The sequence below is a fragment of the Flavobacterium notoginsengisoli genome (assembly GCF_042686225.1).
GTDB classification, from domain to species: domain Bacteria; phylum Bacteroidota; class Bacteroidia; order Flavobacteriales; family Flavobacteriaceae; genus Flavobacterium; species Flavobacterium notoginsengisoli.
This window is the reverse complement of sequence record NZ_JBHUOT010000001.1, coordinates 420,400-442,399: the sequence shown is the minus strand read 5'-3', so window position 1 is coordinate 442,399 and position 22,000 is coordinate 420,400. Positions and strand designations below refer to the sequence as shown.

The 22,000-nt window shown below is 33.8% G+C and carries 15 protein-coding genes; 4 read left to right on the top strand and 11 right to left on the bottom strand.

Features of this window, described 5'->3' with window-relative positions:
• Positions 1 to 7 precede the first annotated feature (7 nt).
• The 4 genes from ACFS3A_RS01735 to lgt all read left to right on the top strand — a co-directional run bounded on the left by ACFS3A_RS01735 (position 8) and on the right by lgt (position 3,254).
• Positions 8 to 397 carry a four helix bundle protein gene (locus ACFS3A_RS01735; protein WP_379823565.1) on the top strand — a complete coding sequence of 130 codons (390 nt, stop codon included), beginning with the start codon at positions 8 to 10 and terminating at the stop codon, positions 395 to 397.
• Between the two features lie 52 nt (positions 398 to 449).
• Entirely contained in the window at positions 450 to 1,931 is a 1,482-nt protein-coding gene (gene cysS, locus ACFS3A_RS01730; protein WP_379823563.1) for a cysteine--tRNA ligase, read from the top strand.
• Positions 1,932 to 2,008: 77 nt separating this feature from the next.
• Positions 2,009 to 2,260, top strand: a complete 252-nt coding sequence (gene yidD, locus ACFS3A_RS01725) for a membrane protein insertion efficiency factor YidD (protein WP_379823562.1) — start codon at positions 2,009 to 2,011, stop codon at positions 2,258 to 2,260.
• Between the two features lie 61 nt (positions 2,261 to 2,321).
• Positions 2,322 to 3,254, top strand: a complete 933-nt coding sequence (lgt, locus tag ACFS3A_RS01720) for a prolipoprotein diacylglyceryl transferase (protein WP_379823560.1) — start codon at positions 2,322 to 2,324, stop codon at positions 3,252 to 3,254.
• Between the two features lie 58 nt (positions 3,255 to 3,312).
• Here lgt and ACFS3A_RS01715 read toward each other — a convergent pair whose 3' ends face one another.
• The 11 genes from ACFS3A_RS01715 to ACFS3A_RS01665 all read right to left on the bottom strand — a co-directional run bounded on the left by ACFS3A_RS01715 (position 3,313) and on the right by ACFS3A_RS01665 (position 21,803).
• Positions 3,313 to 3,927 carry an acyloxyacyl hydrolase gene (locus tag ACFS3A_RS01715; protein WP_379823559.1) on the bottom strand — a complete coding sequence of 205 codons (615 nt, stop codon included), beginning with the start codon at positions 3,925 to 3,927 and terminating at the stop codon, positions 3,313 to 3,315.
• Between the two features lie 87 nt (positions 3,928 to 4,014).
• Positions 4,015 to 7,011 (bottom strand): protein translocase subunit SecDF, encoded by a 2,997-nt coding sequence (gene secDF, locus ACFS3A_RS01710; RefSeq protein ID WP_379823557.1) that lies wholly within the window; start codon positions 7,009 to 7,011, stop codon positions 4,015 to 4,017.
• A gap of 225 nt (positions 7,012 to 7,236) precedes the next feature.
• On the bottom strand, positions 7,237 to 8,172 hold the full coding sequence (mdh, locus tag ACFS3A_RS01705) for a malate dehydrogenase (RefSeq protein WP_379823555.1): 936 nt from the start codon (positions 8,170 to 8,172) through the stop codon (positions 7,237 to 7,239).
• Positions 8,173 to 8,281: 109 nt separating this feature from the next.
• Positions 8,282 to 10,222: a DNA topoisomerase (ATP-hydrolyzing) subunit B gene (gene gyrB, locus ACFS3A_RS01700; RefSeq protein ID WP_379823553.1), complete on the bottom strand. Its 1,941-nt coding sequence runs from the start codon at positions 10,220 to 10,222 to the stop codon at positions 8,282 to 8,284.
• A 295-nt stretch (positions 10,223 to 10,517) separates the two neighbouring features.
• The gene (gene asnB, locus ACFS3A_RS01695) at positions 10,518 to 12,134 is read right to left on the bottom strand and encodes an asparagine synthase B (protein ID WP_379823552.1); all 1,617 of its coding nucleotides are present in this window, start codon (positions 12,132 to 12,134) and stop codon (positions 10,518 to 10,520) included.
• 316 nt (positions 12,135 to 12,450) lie between these two features.
• Positions 12,451 to 14,127, bottom strand: a complete 1,677-nt coding sequence (gene asnB / locus ACFS3A_RS01690; RefSeq protein ID WP_134140716.1) for an asparagine synthase B — start codon at positions 14,125 to 14,127, stop codon at positions 12,451 to 12,453.
• 574 nt (positions 14,128 to 14,701) lie between these two features.
• Positions 14,702 to 15,151 (bottom strand): hypothetical protein, encoded by a 450-nt coding sequence (locus ACFS3A_RS01685; protein WP_379823550.1) that lies wholly within the window; start codon positions 15,149 to 15,151, stop codon positions 14,702 to 14,704.
• A 99-nt stretch (positions 15,152 to 15,250) separates the two neighbouring features.
• Positions 15,251 to 15,781, bottom strand: coding sequence for a GNAT family N-acetyltransferase (locus ACFS3A_RS01680; protein ID WP_379823548.1), 531 nt, complete (start codon positions 15,779 to 15,781; stop codon positions 15,251 to 15,253).
• A 140-nt stretch (positions 15,782 to 15,921) separates the two neighbouring features.
• Complete coding sequence (locus ACFS3A_RS01675; RefSeq protein WP_379823546.1) at positions 15,922 to 17,676, bottom strand: TonB-dependent receptor; 1,755 nt, start codon at positions 17,674 to 17,676, stop codon at positions 15,922 to 15,924.
• A gap of 139 nt (positions 17,677 to 17,815) precedes the next feature.
• On the bottom strand, positions 17,816 to 18,679 hold the full coding sequence (locus ACFS3A_RS01670; protein ID WP_379823544.1) for a PhzF family phenazine biosynthesis protein: 864 nt from the start codon (positions 18,677 to 18,679) through the stop codon (positions 17,816 to 17,818).
• 109 nt (positions 18,680 to 18,788) lie between these two features.
• Positions 18,789 to 21,803, bottom strand: a complete 3,015-nt coding sequence (locus ACFS3A_RS01665) for a tetratricopeptide repeat protein (protein WP_379823543.1) — start codon at positions 21,801 to 21,803, stop codon at positions 18,789 to 18,791.
• Positions 21,804 to 22,000 lie beyond the last annotated feature (197 nt).

The following is a 22,000-nucleotide window of genomic DNA, read 5'->3' as shown; positions in this document are numbered from 1 at the left end:
TGTTCTGATGGCGAAAATAGAGAAATTTGAAGATCTAGAAATTTGGAGATTTGCGCGAGAAATCTGCCAGCAAATCGAATTTTTAATTCAAAATACAAACTTAAAAACAAACTATTCTCTTAAAGATCAAATTGACAGAAGTTCAGGTTCAGTTATGGATAATATTGCTGAGGGGTTTGAGCGAAATGGAAATAGAGAATTCATCAATTTTTTAAGTATTGCGAAAGGTTCTGCCGGCGAGGTAAAATCACAATCTTATAGAGCTTTTGACAAAAAACTGATTTCTGAAGAACAGCATTTAAAATTAAATGAAAGGGTTGAAATAGTAAAAAACAAAATTGGAGCAATGATGAACTATCTTAATAATTGTGAAATCAAAGGATTAAAGTTTAAATAACATCTTCAACCAAAAACAACAAACAATAAACAACAAATATTAAGTTAAAAATATGCCACTATATAGCAGTCAACCCTTAAAAATATACAATTCACTATCTGGTGAAAAAGAAGATTTCAAACCCATCCATGATGGAAATGTTGGAATGTATGTTTGTGGACCTACCGTATATAGTAATGTTCACTTAGGAAACGTAAGAACTTTTATGTCTTTTGACGTAATCTTCAGATATTTTCTTCATTTGGATTATAAAGTTCGCTATGTTCGTAATATTACCGATGTAGGTCATATTGTAGATGATGTAGATGAAGGTGAAGATAAAATCGCTAAGAAAGCACGTTTGGAGCAGTTAGAACCAATGGAAGTAGTACAACGTTATACTGTAGACTTTCATAATATTCTAAAAGCTTTCAACTTTTTACATCCAAGTATTGAACCAACTGCTACTGGACATATTATTGAACAGATTGAAATCATCAAAAAAATAATTGACAAAGGCATTGGATATGTTGCCAACGGATCTGTTTATTTTGATGTTGTAAAATATAACGAAACCAATAATTACGGTATTCTAAGCGGTCGAAACATTGACGATATGCTGGCGAATACTCGTGATCTTGACGGACAGTCGGACAAAAGAAATCCGCAGGATTTTGCACTTTGGAAAAAGGCAGAACCAGAACATATTATGAGATGGCCTTCGCCTTGGAGCGATGGCTTCCCTGGCTGGCACTTGGAATGTACTGCGATGAGCACTAAATATCTTGGAAATCATTTTGATATTCATGGAGGTGGTATGGATTTAAAATTCCCTCACCACGAATGTGAAATTGCACAAAATGAAGCTTGCACCGGTCAGGCTCCGGTAAATTACTGGATGCACGCCAATATGCTGACTTTAAACGGAAAGAAAATGGCTAAATCAACTGGAAATAATATTCTTCCAGGCGAAATTCTTAGCGGTGATAATAATATTCTAAGCAAACCATTTTCAGCATCTGTAACACGTTTCTTTATGCTACAGGCACATTACAGAAGTATTTTAGACTTTTCTGATGATGCTATTGTTGCTGCCGAAAAAGGATACAAAAGATTAATGGAAGCTGTTGATGCCTTACCAAATGTTACAGCAGGAAATACTAGTTCGATTGATTTCGCAGCATGGAAACAACTTTGCTACGATGCGATGAACGATGACTTTAACACGCCTATTTTAATTGCTCAATTGTTTGAAGCCGTTCGTTATATCAATTTATTAAAAGATGGTAAAGAAACAATTTCAGCAACTGATTTAGCTGATTTTCAAACAGCAGTAAACGCATTCGTATTTGATGTTTTAGGCCTTATTGACGAGAAAAACGCCGATGGAGACAATGATAAACTGGAAGGCGTAGTTAATATGCTTATCGGAATGAGAAATCAGGCAAGAGCAGATAAAAACTTTGCTCTTTCAGATCAAATTAGAGACCAGTTAATTGCTTTAGGAATACAACTAAAAGACGGAAAAGAAGGAACATCGTTTAGCATTCAATAAGAAAATAAAGTTTTGGATCTAACAGAATTCATTTCTAAACAACAAATAAAGAGTTTGAAAAATCAAACAACTATTTAATGAAGCTATCCAAAATTCTAATATATCCTTTTGTAATACTGGTTCGTTTTTATCAGACAGCAATTTCTCCGTTTACTCCGGCATCTTGCAGATTTGAACCGACTTGTTCTACTTATATGATTCAGGCACTACAAACCCACGGATTATTTTATGGAGGGTTTCTGGGAATGAAACGCATTTTAAGCTGTCATCCCTGGGGAAGAAGCGGTTATGATCCGGTACCCGAAAAGAAATGCAGTCATAAACATTAACCTTTTATAAAACGGTACTTTACATTAAATATTTATTTTTACAATATATAAAACACTTTACATGACACACGCCTTAAATTTTGTTTGGAATCCTTCAGAAGGAATCAATCTGGGATTTTTTATGATTCGCTATTACAGCTTAATGTTTGTAATTGCTTTTCTTTTAGGATGGTTTTTAATGAAAAAGATTTTTCAAAGAGAAAATGAATCACTGGAAAAACTGGATTCTTTATTTGTATGGACCGTTCTGGCAACTTTAATCGGAGCGCGTTTAGGGCATGTTTTCTTTTACGATTGGGAATATTTTAGAAATCATTTATTAGAAATCTTCCTTCCATTTCGATTTGAACCAAAATTTGAATTCACAGGCTTTCAGGGATTAGCAAGTCATGGTGCAGCGATTTCTATTATTGTCGCCATGTATTATTACAGCAAAAAGATCTTAAAACGTCCACTTTTATGGATTCTAGATCGTATTGTTATTCCAGTTGCAAGCGGTGCTATTTTTGTGCGTTTAGGAAATTTTTTCAATTCAGAAATCATTGGTAACGAAACAACATCTTCATTCGGGATTCGTTTTTTACATGATGCCTTCAGCAAAAATGAAGCTGTACAAAAAACTGGAATTGCAGATCCAAAAGAGGCTTATAATGCCATTGCTACTAATCCAAAATTTGCAAATTTATTAGCAGAAGTTCCAGCGAGACATCCTGCACAATTGTATGAAGCATTCTCTTATATTTTTGTGTTTGCTATTTTATATTTCTTATACTGGAAAACAAATACCAGACTTAAATCAGGTTATTTATTCGGATTATTTTTAGTTCTTTTATTCGTCGTGCGCTTTATTGTCGAATTCGTAAAACAAAGCCAAGGCGGTATCGAAGAAAATTTAGGTTATTTCTCTACAGGACAATGGTTAAGCATTCCATTTATCATCATCGGATTATTTTTTATCATTAGAGCACAGAGAAATCCGCTTGCTGAATCATAAAATTATAATTCATAAAAATAAAAAATGCCCAATATCAGTCGATATTGGGCATTTTCTTTTATAGCTGATAAGAAACACCAAACTCGATATTTCTTGTATTATAGCCCGCATTTGAGCTTCCTAAGCCTGCATTTGAAACATGCCGTAAACTTTGACGAATATCAAACTGCAATTTATCATAATCAACCGTAAACCCAACTGCAAGAACATCAGCGAAAGCAAAACCCTTAGACATTCGTTCTGTTTCTGTATCCGTTATCATTGGCCCCACACTTCCCAATGCATAGCAAGAAAACAACCTCCCTATTGGCTTCTTAACAAGAAACCCAAAATTAAGAGCATATTCATGCACATTTTTCAATTGCATGTACTCAATACGTTTCTGTTCAAAATCCAGAGTTTCTGGTTTTACGAAATATAAATTCAGCAACTGATGTTTTCCAAAATTAACTTCAGGCTGTACTAAAATTTCATATTGAAAATTTTCAGATTCTTTAATCTTATAATACAATTGTACTTTATAATAATGATTTGTAAATGTATAGTTTCGATTATTAAATTCGCTTCCAAAGCCATAACTAAGACCTATTCTATAATTACTGTTTATCTGCTGTGCTTTAAGCTGCACTGCAGCAAACAATAAAGCAATGAAGAATATCTGTTTTTGAATCATATATCATTTTTGAAGGTAATTACAAACATAAAAAAAAGATCCAGCTTTCACTGGATCTTTCTATTATTTAAAAACAAGATTTTTTAATTATGAAACCTTATTATGCTTGTCTTCAATTGTATGTTTCTCATCACTTGAAATCGTATCAACCAATACAGGAGTTGCGATAAATAATGAAGAATAAGTACCTACAATAATACCGATTAACATCGCGAAGATAAATCCTCTGATAGATTCTCCTCCGAAGATAAACATTGTTAACAATACAATAATCATCATTAATGAAGTATTCAAAGTTCTTGATAATGTAGTATTAATAGAAGCGTTTACGATATCTTCAAAACTTCCTTTACGGTTTCCGATGATAAATTCTCTCACCCTGTCAAATACAATTACTGTATCATTCATTGAGTAACCAATTACAGTCAAGATTGCAGCGATAAAGTGCTGATCCATTTCCATGTGGAAAGGCATAAATTTATAGCATAATGAATAAACTCCTAATACAAAAACAACATCGTGCGCAACAGCTGCAATCGCACCTAATGAATATTGCCATTTACGGAAAGATACCATTAAGTATAAGAAAATAACTGCCATTGCTCCAAGAACTGCCCAGTATGAGTTTGTTTTAATATCCTCAGAGATTGAAGCACCAACTTTAGAAGCTTGTAATACTCCTACCGTTTTACCGTTGTAAGAGTTAATGAATTTATCATACGAAGTATTTGGGAAATATTTCTGCAAAGCAGCGTATAATTTTTGATTCACTTCTTCGTCAATAGCTACACCATCTTCTTTGATTTTATATTTAGTAGTGATTTTCAACTGATCATCATCACCTAAAATTTTAGCTTCAACCGGCGTACCGAAAGCAGCAGATAATTCATCTGAAACTGCAGTAGCATCTACCGCTTTTTCAAATTTAACCTGGAAAGTTCTACCTCCTACAAAATCAACACCTTCATCTAATCCATTTACAAAGAAAATAGATACTAAACTTACTACCGTTACAATAGAAGAGAAGATATAAGTGAATTTTTTAACTTTAATAAAGTCAAAGTGGAAATTAGTAAACCAATTTTTAGTAATGTTTGTAGAGAACGTTAAATCTGCTTTTCCAATGATATTTCTATCAATGAAGATTCTAGCGATAAAGATTGACGTAAACAATGAAGTTACAATACCGATTAATAACGTTAAAGCAAAACCTTTGATTGGACCTGTACCAAAGATAAACAAGATTGCTCCAGTTAAAACGTGAGTAACGTTAGCATCAATAATAGAACGCATTGCTCCATGCCATCCGTAAGAAGCCTGAACTGCATCAGAAAGAGATTTTCCTTCACGTAATTCCTCTTTTGCTCTTTCGTAAATAATAATATTAGCATCTACTGCAGTACCTAATGTTAATACGATACCCGCAATACCTGGTAACGTTAATACGAAACCAAAACTTGCCATAATTCCGAACAAGAATAGTAAGTTTAATAATAAAGCAAGGTTTGCATACCAACCAGCTTTACCATAATAGAATACCATCCAAACACAAACCAATAAGAACCCTAATACAGAAGAAATTGTACCTGCATCAATAGCTGCCTGACCTAAAGATGGCCCAACAACAGTTGACTGAATAATATCTGCAGAAGCTGGCAACTTACCTGCATTTAATACGTTAGCTAAATCTTTAGTTTCAGCAACATCAAAAGAACCTGTAATCTCAGATCTTCCTCCCGCAATAGGACCACTTGTAACACCAGGAGCAGAATATACGATGTCATCAAGAACAATAGCAATATAACTTTTTTGAGCAAATGCTCTTCCTGTTAATTCTTCCCAAACTTTAGCACCCTGGCTGTTCATCTGCATAGAAACTGCAGGTTTACCCATTTGATCAAAAGTATCTTTTGCGTCAGTTACAACACCACCGCTCATTGCAGGATTATTGTCTCTGTTTCCTTTTAAAGCATATAATTCAACAACTTCAATATCTTTAGCACTTGCTAAATCTTTTGCTTTTTGATCTTTTATAGTAGTTGGCTTACTCCAAACAAATTTTGCATAATGCTGATCAGCTGCCAATAAAACTCTAATTTCTGGTCTTTTAAAATAAGCATTGATTGCTGCTGTATCTTTTGGTGCAAAATAACCCAAAACCGGTCCACCACCATTACCAATAATTTTATCAAATAAAGGATTGTTTCCTTTTTTAGCAGCAGTAGAATCTTTAGCATCATCTGTCAATAAAGCATTCAATGAGTCTTTAGCAACAGTTTTAGTTTCTACTTTCTTAACTTCTGTTTTCTTTAATGCTTCGTTAGCAGCAACTAAGAAATTTCCGATTTCTTCAATTTTATAAGTTTCCCAGAACTCTAATTGAGCTTTTCCACCTAATAATTTTTTAATTCTGTCTACATCCTTAGCCCCTGGAAGCTCTACTAAGATTCTTCCTGTTTCTCCTAATTTCTGGATGTTTGGCTGAGTAACACCAAATTTATCGATACGCTCTCTTAATACTTTAAAAGCACTTTCTACAGACTCATCAACTTTTCTTTTGATTACTTTTTGAACCTGAGCATCTGACATTTGAAAATCCACTCCTCCGTCTCCCTGAAGACTTCTGTTAGCGAAAATATCTGGCGATGCCAATTTCACACTTCCTTTTGAATTTGCTTCAAAAGCTTCGAAGAACTTATTTAAATATGTTTTGTTTCCTTCTAAATTTGCAGATGCATCAGCTAATGATTTATTAAAAACTGGATTTTTAGAATTATTAGCCAAACCTTTTAATACATCTTTAATAGAAATTTGAAGAATTACGTTGATTCCTCCTTCTAAGTCAAGACCTTTATTAAGCTGTTTGTTTTTCACTTCATTATAAGTGAAATCAGTAAAACCAAGATTTAATACTTTTTCTTTACCAATAGAATCTAAATATTTCAGCTCTTTATCTGGATTGTCTCCTGCAAAAGCTTTGGCTTCACTTTTGACGCCATTTGCCACAAAAGTGAATGATAGTTGGTAAATACTTACCAATGCAAATAGAATTGCGAAAAATTTAATAAGTCCTTTATTCTGCATTATTACTAAAAATTAATTATGTTTTATTTTTGTTTTTGTTTTAAAGTCCCATAAAATAAGCCCTGACATGATTTTTTAAAACAAAAATACGAGATCACGAATTACCAATTTTTTTTTAAACCGAGCAAATATATAATTAACGAAAATATTAACCAATTAATTTATTAATTAATCTCAAAAAAAAAGCTGCAAAAGTGCAGCCTTTTTCTTTTATTTCGTTTTTTATTACACTAAAATCGTTTTTAAAGCCTCATTCATGCTACGAACTGCATCTGCACTTTTCGCAAATAAAGCCTTTTCGTGTTCATTTAAGTTAATATCTAAAATTTCCTCTACTCCATTTTTACCAATTATACATGGCACTCCGATACAAATATCATTTTGACCATATTCTCCTTCTACAAAAACAGAACAGGCAATCATTTTCTTTTGATCATTTAAAATACTATCCACTAAATAAGCTACAGAAGCTCCTGGCGCATACCAGGCTGAAGTTCCAAGCAAACCCGTCAAAGTAGCTCCTCCTACCATTGTATCAGCCGCCACTTTTTGAAGCACCTCTTCAGACAAGAACTCCGTAACCGGAATTCCGTTATACGATGCCAGACGTGTTAATGGTATCATAGTCGTATCACCATGACCTCCAATTACCATTGCCGAAATATCATTTGCAGGTTTATCTAAAGCAAGAGAAAGATACGTTCTAAAACGAGAACTATCTAACGCGCCTCCCATTCCAATAATTCTGTTTTTTGGAAGACCAGTTGCTTTCAGTGCTAAATACGTCATTGTATCCATCGGATTCGACACTACAACAATTATGGTGTTTGGCGAATACTTTAGTACATTTTCAGCAACTGCCTTTACAATTCCTGCGTTTATACCTATTAATTCTTCTCTTGTCATTCCGGGCTTTCTTGGAATACCTGATGTAATTACAACTACATCGCTTCCTGCAGTTTTAGAATAATCGTTGGTTACACCTGATACTTTGGTATTAAAACCAGTATTTGTAGCACACTGTGTAATATCCAGTGCTTTTCCTTCTGCAAAACCTTCTTTAATATCCAACAATACTACTTCGCTTGCAATTCCTCTATAAGAAATAACATCTGCACATGTAGCTCCAACATTTCCTGCTCCTACAATGGTAACTTTCATATTTTATACTTTATCGGTTATTAATATGCCTATTCTTTAAAAAGGCAATTCGTTTAATTGTCTAGTAAATTTAAACAATTAAACGAATTGAAATTATTAATTTTTCATTTTATGCATCAATATTTGCATAAACTGCATTTTTCTCGATAAACTCTCTACGAGGCGGTACTTCATCACCCATTAACATAGAGAAAACTTGGTCAGCTTCTGCCAAACTATCAATATTTACCTGACGCAAAGTTCTGAAATTTGGATCCATTGTGGTTTCCCATAATTGCTCCGCGTTCATCTCTCCAAGACCTTTATAACGCTGAATAGCTGCACTTCCACCCATTCTTTCGTTAGCCTGATCACGCTGTACATCATTCCAAGCATATTCTTTCTTTTGTCCTTTTTTAACCAAGTACAAAGGTGGTGCCGCAATGTATACGTGACCTTCTTCGATAAGTTCTTTCATGAAACGGAAGAAGAATGTTAATATTAAGGTAGAAATGTGACTACCATCGACATCGGCATCACACATGATGATTACCTTGTGATATCTAAGTTTTTCCAGATTTAATGCCTTACTATCCTCAGCAGTTCCAACCGTTACTCCTAAAGCCGTAAAAATATTTCTAATCTCTTCATTTTCGAATACTTTATGATGCATCGCTTTCTCCACGTTCAGGATTTTACCACGTAATGGCAGAATCGCCTGAAAGTTACGATCACGTCCTTGTTTAGCTGTTCCACCAGCCGAATCTCCCTCGACAAGGTAAACCTCACATCTTGCTGGATCTTGTTCTGAACAGTCAGATAATTTACCAGGCAATCCGCCGCCGCCCATAACGGTTTTACGCTGTACCATTTCACGTGCTTTTTTCGCTGCGTGACGTGCTTGCGCTGCTAAAATTACTTTTTGGATAATCAATTTCGCATCATTTGGATTTTCTTCCAAATAATTCTCCAACATTTCTCCAACAGCCTGAGAAACCGGAGATACCACCTCCCTGTTTCCAAGTTTAGTTTTCGTTTGCCCTTCAAACTGAGGCTCAGAAACTTTTACCGAAATAATAGCTGTTAATCCTTCACGGAAGTCATCTCCGGCAATTTCGAATTTTAATTTATCTAATAAACCTGAAGCATCAGCATATTTTTTAAGCGTTCTTGTCAAACCACTTCTAAAACCTTGTAAATGCGTTCCTCCTTCGTGAGTGTTGATATTATTTACATAAGAAAAAATATTCTCTGTATAACTTGTATTATAAATTAAGGCAACCTCAACCGGAATTTCACCTTTATCATTATCCATACTGATAACATGAGAAACGATTGGCTCACGGTTACCATCTAAATAACGAATATATTCTTTAAGCCCTTCATCTGAATGGAAAACTTCACTTCTAAATTCACCTTTATCATCAACTTCTCTCTTATCCGTAAATGTGATCGTAATTCCTTTGTTTAAGAACGAAAGTTCACGCATACGAGCTGAAAGCGTATCGTATGAAAACTCAGTAGTTTGTTGAAAAATAGTATCATCAGGAAAGAAAGTCTGACGCGTACCTCTTTTTTCTGTTTCTCCAATTTGTTTTACCGGATATAAAGCTTTTCCTCTTTCATACTCTTGCTCATAAATCTTACCTTCTCTAAATACGGTAGATTTCATATGAACCGAAAGGGCATTTACTACAGAAACCCCTACACCGTGCAAACCTCCGGAAACTTTATATGAATCTTTATCGAATTTACCTCCGGCACCAATTTTAGTCATTACAACTTCAAGTGCAGAAACACCTTCTTTTTTATGTAAATCAACTGGAATACCACGTCCGTTATCTTCAACTGTAACAGAACCATCTTCGTTTATCGCAACACTAATAGCGTCACAATGTCCTCCCATGGCCTCATCAATAGAGTTATCAACAACCTCATAAACTAAATGATGCAGTCCTCGAACCCCTACATCTCCAATATACATCGATGGACGCATTCTTACGTGCTCCATTCCTTCTAATGCCTGAATACTATCTGCTGAATAATTGTTCTTCTTGATTTCTTCGCTCATATAATTTATTCTAATAAATGTATTTATTGTCTAACAGGCAAATATATGAAAACGCAGGCTATATACCCAGTAAAATACCACTTAAAGCACTTAAGTTATCAACACAATTGTCTGAAAAACCCAAAAAAAATTCTAAAAGCGAACTTTAAATTCTAATTTTCTTAAATTCTAAATTATAAAACTGGAAATAATGTAAAAACTAAAAAGCCGAAACTACATTTCTTTAATGTATTTCGGCTTTTCTATATTTATTCCAATCTTGGAATTTGGAATTTATAAAATTGGAATTTGTTTTCTAAACCGGAACACCAGATTTTACACTTTCAAAATTTCCCTGTAAGTGTGCTGCATTTGCTCTTCCACTTGGATCAAGGTTTTCCTGCCATTTTGGAATCCATTTACGCACAGTTTGCGCTGCACTGACCTGTGGATAATATTTATGAAAAATAGAACGGTACAAATAAGCTTCTTTTGTCGTTGGAGAATTATATGGAAATTCTGCATTTGCACTCGCTAATTGTTCGTCTGTAACTTGAGAAGCACAATATTCAATTAATTCATCAACCCAATTGTACCCTACACCATCAGAAAACTGTTCTTTCTGACGCCACAAAACTTCTGAAGGCAAATAAGGATCTTCCGGTGTATCGAAAGCTTTTCTTAAAATGTATTTTTCAATACCGTCATAGGTTTTAGGTTGCTTCTCTTCTGTTTTGATTCGAATATTAGTATCTAAGAATGTGGTATCCAAAAATGGAAATCTCACTTCCAGTCCGTGTGCCATTGTTGTTTTATCTGCACGAAGTAAATCTGCCGTAAACAACTTCTGAACTCTTTCTATGGTTTCATCTTGAAATTCCTCTGTCGAAGGTGCGTTTCTAAAATACAAATGCCCTCCAAAAACCTCATCTGCTCCTTCTCCTGATAAAATCACTTTGACTCCTTGTTCAGCAATTGCTTTAGACAACAAATACATTGGTACACCTGATCTTACCGAAATAATATCATAAGTTTCAATATGATAAATTACTTTTTCCAAAATCTGAACTCCTTCTTCTACAGAAAAATGAATTTCATGATGCTCTGTTCCTAAAAACTCTGCCGCTTTTCTTGCCACAATATTATCCGGTGAATTAGCATCCAGACCAATGGAAAAAGAATGCAATTTCTGCCCATTTTCTTTTAATGTACGAGAAGCAATAGAAGAGGTTAAAGAAGAATCCAATCCTCCTGAAAGTATTACTCCTACAGGAACATTTGCCAACAATCGTTTATTTGTAGCATTGATTAAACTCTGGCGAATTACATCTAAATCCAAAGACTGATCTGCATTTTTATGATCTTCATATTCCGGATGATAATATTTTACAAAACCTGTTTTCGCTGTATAATAATGTCCCGGAGGAAATGTAGAAAATGATTTGCACTGATCTGCAATAGACTTCATTTCTGAAGAAAAATAAATTCTTCCTCTTTCGTCCAAACCATAATATAATGGCTTCACCCCAATAGGGTCACGACCAGCAATATATTTATCTCCGTCAATTACTACAAAAGCAAAATCGCCATCGAGTTTGTTACAAAAATCATAGCCAAACTCTTCATAAAGATGTACAATCACTTCTGAATCCGATTCTGTTCTAAAAGCATGATGTTTTAAAACTGTATCTTTCAGTTCCTGATAATTATAAATTTCACCATCATGAACCATCCAGGCTTTATTTGTTCCCTGAATCGGCTGTTTTCCTGAATTAAGATCAATAATTGATAGACTTTCATGACACAATATACTGCCATTTTCCATAATATGGACATCACTTTCATCAGGGCCGCGATATGACATTCTTTCTGAAAGTTCTTTAACAAGTTTGGGGTCTTTTCCTTTACCAATTACGGCTAACAATCCAGACATACTATTCTATTTATTATTATATTGTATTGCACAAAACTTAAAGCAAGCTGTACATTAAAAAATCATTAAAAATTTTCACTAAAAGCAAAACTAAAGATTATTTTTTGCTTTCCTAATACTTTCCATATTAAAATCTTTGGAGATTCAATTTTATTTCGGAGAATGCCAAATATAAAAAAAGTAAGCTTACTAATTACCAAAAACTTTTTATAAAGAACTGAAATCTAGAATTTAACAATTTTAGACAAGAAAGACGTTCTTTTGCAAGAACGTCTTTCGGCAATATATATACTAATTCTAAAAATTAAACTCTTCTTTAGGCTTTTACATAAGCATCATCGTGAACACTTGCTACTGCTCTTCCAGATGGATCGTTCATGTTTTTGAAAGCTTCATCCCATTCCAAAGCGATTTTTGTGCTGCAAGCCACACTTGCTTCCTGAGGCACGCATAATGCCGCTGCATCACTTGGAAAATGCTCTGTAAAGATTGAACGATAGTAATATTCTTCTTTTGAAGTTGGTGTCTGTAATGGGAACTTGAATCTAGCGTTTGCCAATTGTTCATCTGAAACTTCTCTGGCTACCACTTCTTTCAAAGTATCAATCCAGCTGTATCCTACTCCATCAGAAAATTGCTCTTTTTGTCTCCAAGCAACACTTTCCGGAAGCATGTCTTCAAAAGCCTTACGAACTACCCATTTTTCCATTGGATGTTCTTTGTTGATCATTTTATCTTGTGGGTTGATGCGCATTGCAACATCCATAAATTCTTTGTCTAAGAAAGGTACACGTCCTTCGATTCCCCAAGCTGCCAAACTTTTGTTGGCACGTAAACAATCATACATGTGAAGTTTTCCTAATTTACGAACGTTTTCTTCGTGGAATTCCCTTGCGTTTGGCGCTTTGTGGAAATATAAATACCCTCCGAATAACTCATCTGCACCTTCACCTGAAAGAACCATTTTGATCCCCATTGACTTGATTACTCTAGCCATTAACCACATTGGAGTTGAAGCTCTAACTGTAGTTACATCATACGTTTCTAAGTTGTAAATTACATCACGAACCGCATCTAAACCTTCTTGGATTGTAAACTTAATTTCGTGGTGAATAGTTCCGATATGATCTGCTACTTTTCTTGCTGCAGCTAAATCAGGAGAACCTTCTAAACCAACAGAAAAAGAGTGTAATTGCGGATACCAAGCATCTGTAGTATCATCAGATTCAATTCTTTTTTGTGCAAATTTTTTGGCTACAGCCGAAGTAATAGAAGAATCTAAACCTCCAGAAAGTAAAACTCCATAAGGAACATCACTCATTAATTGTCTGTGAACTGCCGCTTCCAATGCTTTTTTGATTTCTGGAATGCTAGTTTCGTTGTCTTTAACTGCATCATATTCTGTCCAGTCTCTTTTGTACCATTGTACAAATTCGCCATCTTTACTTGATAAATAATGTCCTGGAGGGAATAATTCGATTTTTGTACAGTATCCTTCTAAAGCTTTTAACTCAGAAGCCACATAGAAAGTTCCGTGCTGATCCCATCCAATGTATAATGGAATAATCCCCATATGGTCACGAGCAACAAAATACTCATCTTTATCAACGTCATAAATTGCAAATCCAAAAATTCCGTTTAATTCGTCAACAAAACTTACTCCTTTTTCTTTATATAAAGCTAAAATAACTTCACAGTCACTTTCAGTTTGAAAGTTATATTTTCCTTCAAATTGCTTACGCAAATCTCTGTGATTGTAAATTTCACCGTTTGCAGCTAAAACCAATTTTTTATCTTCTGTAAATAAAGGTTGTTTTCCTGAAGCTGGATCTACAATAGCCAAACGCTCATGAGAAAGAATTGCTTTATCATTACTGTAAATTCCGCTCCAGTCTGGTCCACGGTGACGAATGATTTTTGACATTTCTAATACTTGAGGTCTTAACGCTTCGGCTTTTTGTTTAAGATCAAAGGCACATACAATTCCACACATAATATTCTATATTTTAATTTTTAAGTTTTAATTTGATAAGGCAAAGATGAAGTATTAGTTACAATTGAAAAACACAAACCTTAATATCAATTACAATTATCAACCAAAAAAAACAATTTACGCATAAAATGTAAAATTTAGAAGTAAAAATAAGGTCGAAACTTGAAAATTTTAATTTGGAACCAAAAAACGCTTTAAATTTGAAAGTTCAGAACGATTTTTTGAATTAAATTTTGAGTTATTTCAGCATCAATAAAGAATCCGTAAAGAGACAACATCAAACTGTTCTAAAATTATAAATTCCACAATCGTTTATCAAATATAGTGTGTGGTTTCAACCACGGGATGCAATATATAAAACGTGTCGCGTGGTTGAAACCACGGGCTATATTTAACAAAAAACTAAGATTGGCAATATACTTTGCAGAGTTACCTGCAAAGATTTGCTTCGCCTATTCGCTATCGCTCGGGTCTCGTTCCTCGAAAATGACAAGATTATGGAGAATACTTTGAGGTTAATTCAACTTTGTCAAAGTTTAAAACTTTGACAAAGTTCCAGACTTAGTAAATAAGATTACTCAACACTTTGAATCGTGTAATGCGTCTTATTTATCTCAAATTGAAATCCAGCCTTATTCCCCATTAAATGATTCCCTAATGGAGATTGAGGAGAAAGTGCAATAACATTTATTCCGTCAATTGTAATTTTAGGAAGTGCAACACTTACATACAAATAAATTCCGTTTGCTTTTACCAAACTTCCCAAAACTATATTTTCAGTAGTTTTCAACGGATCAATTTTATCTAAAATACCTTTTTGTTCGATCGCTTCTTTTAATTTAGCAGTCAATTTTTCCTGCTCTATATGCATCATCGACAATGCTGTTTCATGTTTGTCACCGGCAGATCCCTTGGCATCGTTTTTTGAATCTTCTGTCAAGTTGGAAATCATGTCTCTAAAAACATCTATTCGATCCTGAACCATTTGTGTGTAGTGAGTATATATTTTTTCTTTGAAAGTCATTTTTTTTAGGTACTGAGGTTCTGAGTTGCAAAGATGCAAAGGTTTTTTTTTTGCCACGAAGGCACTAAGGCGCTAAGATAAGTGATTTTTTTTCTAATCTTAATCGAAAAATTCTTTTGGATAAACTACCTCTCCGCTTACTGCTTTTAAACCATCTTCTATAAGCTCTATTATCATACAATTTTCAGCTGGCACATCAAAAGGCATTTTGATGTTGTATTTTTTACAAAGTTCATATCCGAATCTTGGATAATAGTCTTGATGCCCAAGTAAAATAACCGATTTATAACCTAAGTCTTTTGCAATTTCATGTCCATGCAAAATAAGTTTAGAACCAATTCCTTTTCCCTGAAATTCTGGTAAAACTGAAACTGGTGCAAGTGCTAATGATTGAAAGGTTTGAGTTTCATTCTTTATTTCCAGTTTGGTAAATAAAATATATCCAACGATTGTATCACCAATTTCAGCAACAATAGATAATTCTGGAATAAAAGCATCGGAATCCCTTAATCTTTCTACTAAAAATTGTTCTTTATGATCGCTATATTCTTCCTTTTCAAAAGCTTTTTCTATTAATTGAAAAACACTTTCAAAATCCTTTTTATTTTCCTGACGTAAATTAATTTCCATAAAGATAAAATTTAAAAAACAGCCACGAATTCACGAATCTACTCCAAAAAATTCATGAGTTCATGGCTGAAAAAAAAAGGCACTTTCATTTGAAATGTTTTTGTGCCTTGGTGCCTTGGTGTCTTTGTGGCTATATAGCTTTAAAAATCAAATTTATAATTTGCCCCTCCTAAAATCTGGAATCCCTGTACCGGGTAATTCAACCATTTTTGATATGCTTGATTTCCAATATTATTAGCTTTTAAGAAAAATGTCAAACGCTCGCTGAACTTGTAACCTAAATGAGCATTGGCATCAAAATAACTTTTTAAAGTTATCGGAGCATAATTAGCTGCAATACCCGAATTTGCCTGCATATCTTTTCTTTCTCCCACATAAAACACATTCAATCCTGCATACCATTGCTTAGTAATATTAACGTCTAAAGTTGAACTTAATTTCATTGTTGGTAAATTCCATGCTTCAACAACATTATCAGTATTATAACTATTAAACGTTCCGTTAATTCCAAAAGTTACATTTTGAGAGAAATCGGCCTTTAATTCTGCATAAAATCGTAATGTTCTAATATCCTCATACACAACTCCAAATGAGTTTCCGAAAGCGTAATCTTCATTTGTTATTACTTCTGTATAATCATTCGCTTTAAACAATGCTTTGTCTTTTTCGTTCATGTAAGAACCAGTCAAATTATAATTTACATTGTTTGCCAATTTTCCTTTTAAACCAGCAAATACATTATACTGTGTACTTGACGGACGCATGTTTAAAGTCGGTGATAAAAACGGATTTTCAGTCACAAAATCAGCATAAGAGTTTTGCTTTAAACCTCCATCTACTCCAGTGTAAAAAATCATTAAGTCGCCAACTAGTTTATAAGAAGCATTTACTTTTGGATACAAATAAAATTTATTCCCACTGTTTTCCGTGTCTCCGCTGTAGAAAACTCCAGCTCCTAATTCTAAAGTCCAGTCATTTTCATGAATAACAAAACTTGGTTCAATTCCAACATTGGTAAAACTGTATTTGACAGCTTCCGTATTATCCTGTAAATAATTGTTTTTAAAAGAACCGCTTACATGATCTACAATTACATTTGTTTTAATTGCCTGATCCATTACATCAACAGTAAAAGTCGGCTTTACAAAAAATCTGTTTTCTGATGAAGAATAACTATCTGAGAAATGAGTGAATTTTGCAGCAAGATTACTAAAAATACTTTCTGTAAATTCAGCATTTCCACCTAGCCAGATTGTATTGTAAGAATGATCCGGATTGATGCTATTTACCAAATCATAACGCTGAGCCGGAATTGTAGAACCAAAATCTGCCGGAAGCCCATACCAGTTGTAGATTTGGTTTTGATATCCTAAATCAACATTCCAGTTATTATCCCTGTTATTCTGACCGTAACCTACATTAATTGATGTGTCGTAAAATTCATCATTTAACTCTACATCTTTAATTCCGCCCTGCGAAGAATGATGACGAAACATTCCTGCCACATAATCATTATTACCTAAATCCTGGTTTACAAATAACTCCGCATTCAAAGTACTGTAATTTCCAATACCCAAAGTTGCGTAATTATTAAATAATCTCTCTTTTTTAGCTTTTTCAACTCCTTCCGCTTTTCCTTTAGAAGGCGTAAAAGTAGAAGCAACAGGAACAGACAAAATACTATATTTAATTACTTCTTTCTGCTGATTTCCACTATCGTCAAGCGAAGGATTTTCTTTTACTTTAAAAGCGTCTGAAATAGTCGGCGAATACGGTTTTACAACGTTTACAGTTTCCGTTCCGATACTTTCATTTTTCTTAACTTGGGAAAACGAAAGCTGGACAACAAATAATACTAGTAAAACGACAATTTTATACTGGCAATTTAATTTCATATTTCTTTTTTTTAAGAGTATAGAGAAAAGAATATAGAAAATAGACTTATACTATTCCTTAATTCTTATGCTAAAAACTCTTTGTTCTCTTTCTATATTCTAAAATCTTTTTTCTTTGTTCTATTTTCTATTTTCTTGCTTAAGCTTCCCATTCTCCCTTAGCAACAAACTGAGCTTTTCCTCCAATATTAATATCATATTGATCGTCAACTAATTTTCCTTTAAAATATATTTCAGAAGGTCTGTTTATAAATTCTCCCTGGTAGTTGATTAGTTCAATTTCTTTGGTATTGTATTTTAACAAAGAGGCTTGCAAACATGTGCTCGCACTTCCTGTCGCAGCATCTTCCATTAACTGATTGTGTTCAATGTACAATAATCTGCTTGTTACTTTTGTTCCTTCAAAATAGTAAAAATATAAGCCTCTGTGATCCGTTTTACAATGTTGCTTCATCCATTGATCGGCTTTATCTTTGTCTAAAACCAAATCTTTCAGAGCCCTTTCACTGCTTAAAGGAACCAATACAAAAGCACTTCCTGTTGTTACTTCCTGAACCGGAAATTGATTTTCAAAATCGCTTACTTTCAAATTACTGAAATGTGTAAAATCTTCTTTCGAAAAAACATCCCAAAACTTTGGCTGCGCTGCTTTTAACCAAATCAAATCTTCTGATTTATGAATTGAAATCGGTCCAATCGGCACTTCCAATTTAATTTCTGACGGAGCATTTTCAAATATCTTATTCATCAAAACCCATGAAGTCCCAATGATTGGATGTCCCGCAAACTGCATTTCATGTGCAGGTGTAAATATTCTAATTTCTGCTTTATTATTTGTTCTGTCCAGTTTGGTAACAAATGTGCTTTCTGCAAAATTAATTTCGCGGGCAATCTGCTGCATTTGTGCTGTACTAAGATTTTCTGCATCCATAAAAACTGCCAGTTGATTTCCGGCGTATTTTTTATCTGCAAAAACATCTACTATATAAAAAGGTAAACTCATTTTTTTATTTCTTTTTTTTTAGAAAATAGAATAAGGAATATAGAGAATAGACTTTCCAATCTTTGCTTTTATATCTATGTTCTATATTCTTTTTTCTATTCTCTTTCTTCTATCTATTAATCGACGAATTTGTTTTTGACTCTTCTGCTTTAATAGCATTTAATTCTTTTTTCGCTTCTTCTACAACATCCGGATAATCTGTAAAATTGTTGATTACGTTATCCAAGATATAAGTTGCCTGATAACTATCTTTTAATCCGTAGAAGTTTTTCGCCATTAACACCAGACCTTTTGCTCCATAATATTTATAAGCAGAATAACTTTTTGCTAATTTCTGAACTGCAGTATTGGAAGCATCATATTTTCCTTCTTTCGTTTTAAAATAAGCATCATAATACAAAGCTTCTGCTGCTAGTTCTCCTTTCGAAGTCGTTAACAATTTAGCGTAAGCTGTTTTCGCTTTATCTTCATTACCTGTTTGAATTGCGGCACGAGCTACAATAATTTGTGCATCGGCTTTTACTCCGGCATCCGATTTTGCATTTTCCAGCACTTTTTCAGCAGCAATAACAGAGTTATCATAATCTTTTTTATCATAATAACATTTCATCAGGTTTGCTTGTGCAAAAGTTTTATTTTGTGGATAATCTGCTTCGCTGTCTAAACGTTTTAATACCGGAATTGCTTTATCACAATCTTTTGTTTTCAAATAAATCTGAGCCAGTCTGTTTAAAGCCTGCTCTGTAAATTCGCTCCTTGGCTGATCTGCAACATATTGATAATTTGATGTCGATTTTGTTTCAGAACCTTCTGCATAATAAAGCTGTCCTAGATAGAAATTAGCTTCTAATGCATGTAAACCTGTTGGAAATTTGCTAACATAACCTGCAAATCCTGTAATCGCAGCTTTGCTGTTGTTTTGACTGTATTGTTTGAAAGCGGCATCGTAAGTATCGTTGTCTAATTCAGCATCTGAAACCTCAACAAAATCTAATGTACGAACCCAAGTCGCATATTCATCAACTTTTCCTGAATCAACATAGATTAATCTTGCCGTAGCAACCGCTTCCAGAGCTTCAGGAGTTTTCGGGAATTCTGCAGCTACTTTTTTAAATTTTGTTAAAGCCTGCTGATCACGATCTGAGTTATAATAAATCAGACCTTGTTTTAAGATTGCTTTTGAAGTAAAAGATCCGTTTTGGAATTCTGAAATCAGCTGATCGTAGGTTTTTAAAGCCTGATCGTTTTTCTTTTCAGCCACATAAGTATTTCCTAATTCAAATAAAGCATCGTCTCTGTAAGATGATTTCTTGTACATCTGAAGGAAATTATTTAATTCATCTACTTTCTTCGCATTATTTGACATGAATCCATAAGAAAGTGCTTTTTGGAATTGTGCATAATCTGCATCAACACCTTTTGCGGCAATTGCTTTTCCGTAAGCTTCATTTGCTGCACTGTATTTTGAAGTTACAAAACGACAATCTCCCAAACGAAGATAGGAATCGTTTAAACGTACTTTGTCTGATGGAGAATTATCAATCTGAGCCTGAAAAGAATTCGCAGCCTGATCGTATTCTTTCAACTTAAAGTAAGTGTAACCAATATTGTAATTGATGTTTTTGTATTCGTCTGTAGATTTTGCTGCGGCCATTCCTGCAAATTGCTTGTAAGTCAATAAAGCATTTTGCATGTCATCATTCAGATATTCTGTTTCTGCTTTCCAGAAAGTCGCACGAGCAGTGAATTCCGGCGTTTTTTGTTCGCTGATAGCACTTTTGAACATTTTACCTGCTTCCTGGTAATTTGATTCATTATACAATTCTACTCCACGATAAAAAAGCACTTTTTGGTAAGCCGCTTTGTTTTCAGCAGTTCTGTTTTTTTCTAACAAAGCCAAAGCTTCTTTGTAGTTTTTAGAAGAAATATAAGAATCAACTAATAGTTTTTCTACTTCAGAGCGGCTTGAATTATTTGGGTATTTTTTCAGGAAATCCAATAAAATCCCTGGAACCGCCTGATACGCATTTCCAATATCATAACTCAATTTAGCATAATTTAAGGCAGCGTCTTCCTGAATCTGCGCATTGAAATCCATTTCAGAAGCATTTTTAAAAGCGTTTAAAGCTTCTTGTTTTTTACCGATATTCAAATAACTCAGACCTAAATGATAATAAGCATTTTGTGCCACGAAATCTTTTCCTTCAATAATTTTATTGAATTGAGAAATCGCTTTTTCGTAGTTTTTCTGCTCATAATAAGCATAACCTAACTGATAAAAATCGGTGTTGTTCCATTTTCCTTTTTTACCCGCATATTTTTCTAAATATGGAATCGCTTTTTCGTATTGTTTTAAGTTGAAATAACTTTCTCCAATGATTTTATTCAATTCCGATTTTTCCATTTCATTTGATTTAGCCATAGCAGTTTGGCCTAAATCAATTGCTTTTTGGAAATTTCCTAATTTAAAGTTCATGTCAGCCTGATAGTACGAAAGTTTCTCTTTGTACTTTTCTTCGCCCGAAACCTCATCAAAATATTTGGTTGCTTCTTTATAATCGTCTCCTTCATAAGCCATAAATCCTAAGTAATATTTAGCCTGAGAACCATATTCTTTAGAATTAACCACTTTATTAAAATAGTTTGTCGCTTCTTTTTTCTTTTTAGCATTAAAATAGCTGTATCCCTTCATAAAGTTGAATTTGTCCGATTCCGCTTTACTCATATAACTTTCATCTACTTTATCAAACCATTGCAAGGCTTTTGGATAATTTCCCTGCTCAAAAAAGAACTGAGCCGCTTCTATATAAGCCTGATTTTGTTTGGTGCTGGTTGGGTAATCGTTAACGAATTTTTCGACCAATGCATCGGCATTTGCTTTGTTGGTTCTTATCGCGCAATTGGCAATATAAAATGCACAGTCTGACTGTACTTCTTCGGTAACACCGCTATTTTTAACATGCTCGAAAATAAGCTGTGCCGAAGCATATTGTTTATCATTATATAAAGCCAGCGCTTTGTCAAAATCCTTTAAATCGTAAGTATAAATAGCTGATTTTTGTGCCGAAACTGTGGTCGATAAAAGAATGATTTGGAATAAAAAGAACCAGGAAAGTTTACGCATTTTAATAATATTTAGTATTCAAATGTATCAATTTTATACGGTTTATAACGAAACGTTTTAAGGTTTTATTATGAACAAAACATTAATCAGACATGATTTTTTGTTTATTCAAACTTCAAAATATTGGTTCTCAAACTTTCTAAAATGAAATTTTTCTTAACACAAGTATTATTCCATTTTTTCTTGTTGTTTTAATC

Bases quoted from the DNA above. Each gene is read 5' to 3' on its own strand.
- ACFS3A_RS01735 (WP_379823565.1), top strand. From the start codon at position 8: ATGGCGAAAATAGAGAAATTTGAAGATCTAGAAATTTGGAGATTTGCG.
- cysS (WP_379823563.1), top strand. From the start codon at position 450: ATGCCACTATATAGCAGTCAACCCTTAAAAATATACAATTCACTATCT.
- yidD (WP_379823562.1), top strand. From the start codon at position 2,009: ATGAAGCTATCCAAAATTCTAATATATCCTTTTGTAATACTGGTTCGT.
- lgt (WP_379823560.1), top strand. From the start codon at position 2,322: ATGACACACGCCTTAAATTTTGTTTGGAATCCTTCAGAAGGAATCAAT.
- ACFS3A_RS01715 (WP_379823559.1), bottom strand. From the start codon at position 3,927: ATGATTCAAAAACAGATATTCTTCATTGCTTTATTGTTTGCTGCAGTG.
- secDF (WP_379823557.1), bottom strand. From the start codon at position 7,011: ATGCAGAATAAAGGACTTATTAAATTTTTCGCAATTCTATTTGCATTG.
- mdh (WP_379823555.1), bottom strand. From the start codon at position 8,172: ATGAAAGTTACCATTGTAGGAGCAGGAAATGTTGGAGCTACATGTGCA.
- gyrB (WP_379823553.1), bottom strand. From the start codon at position 10,222: ATGAGCGAAGAAATCAAGAAGAACAATTATTCAGCAGATAGTATTCAG.
- asnB (WP_379823552.1), bottom strand. From the start codon at position 12,134: ATGTCTGGATTGTTAGCCGTAATTGGTAAAGGAAAAGACCCCAAACTT.
- asnB (WP_134140716.1), bottom strand. From the start codon at position 14,127: ATGTGTGGAATTGTATGTGCCTTTGATCTTAAACAAAAAGCCGAAGCG.
- ACFS3A_RS01685 (WP_379823550.1), bottom strand. From the start codon at position 15,151: ATGACTTTCAAAGAAAAAATATATACTCACTACACACAAATGGTTCAG.
- ACFS3A_RS01680 (WP_379823548.1), bottom strand. From the start codon at position 15,781: ATGGAAATTAATTTACGTCAGGAAAATAAAAAGGATTTTGAAAGTGTT.
- ACFS3A_RS01675 (WP_379823546.1), bottom strand. From the start codon at position 17,676: ATGAAATTAAATTGCCAGTATAAAATTGTCGTTTTACTAGTATTATTT.
- ACFS3A_RS01670 (WP_379823544.1), bottom strand. From the start codon at position 18,679: ATGAGTTTACCTTTTTATATAGTAGATGTTTTTGCAGATAAAAAATAC.
- ACFS3A_RS01665 (WP_379823543.1), bottom strand. From the start codon at position 21,803: ATGCGTAAACTTTCCTGGTTCTTTTTATTCCAAATCATTCTTTTATCG.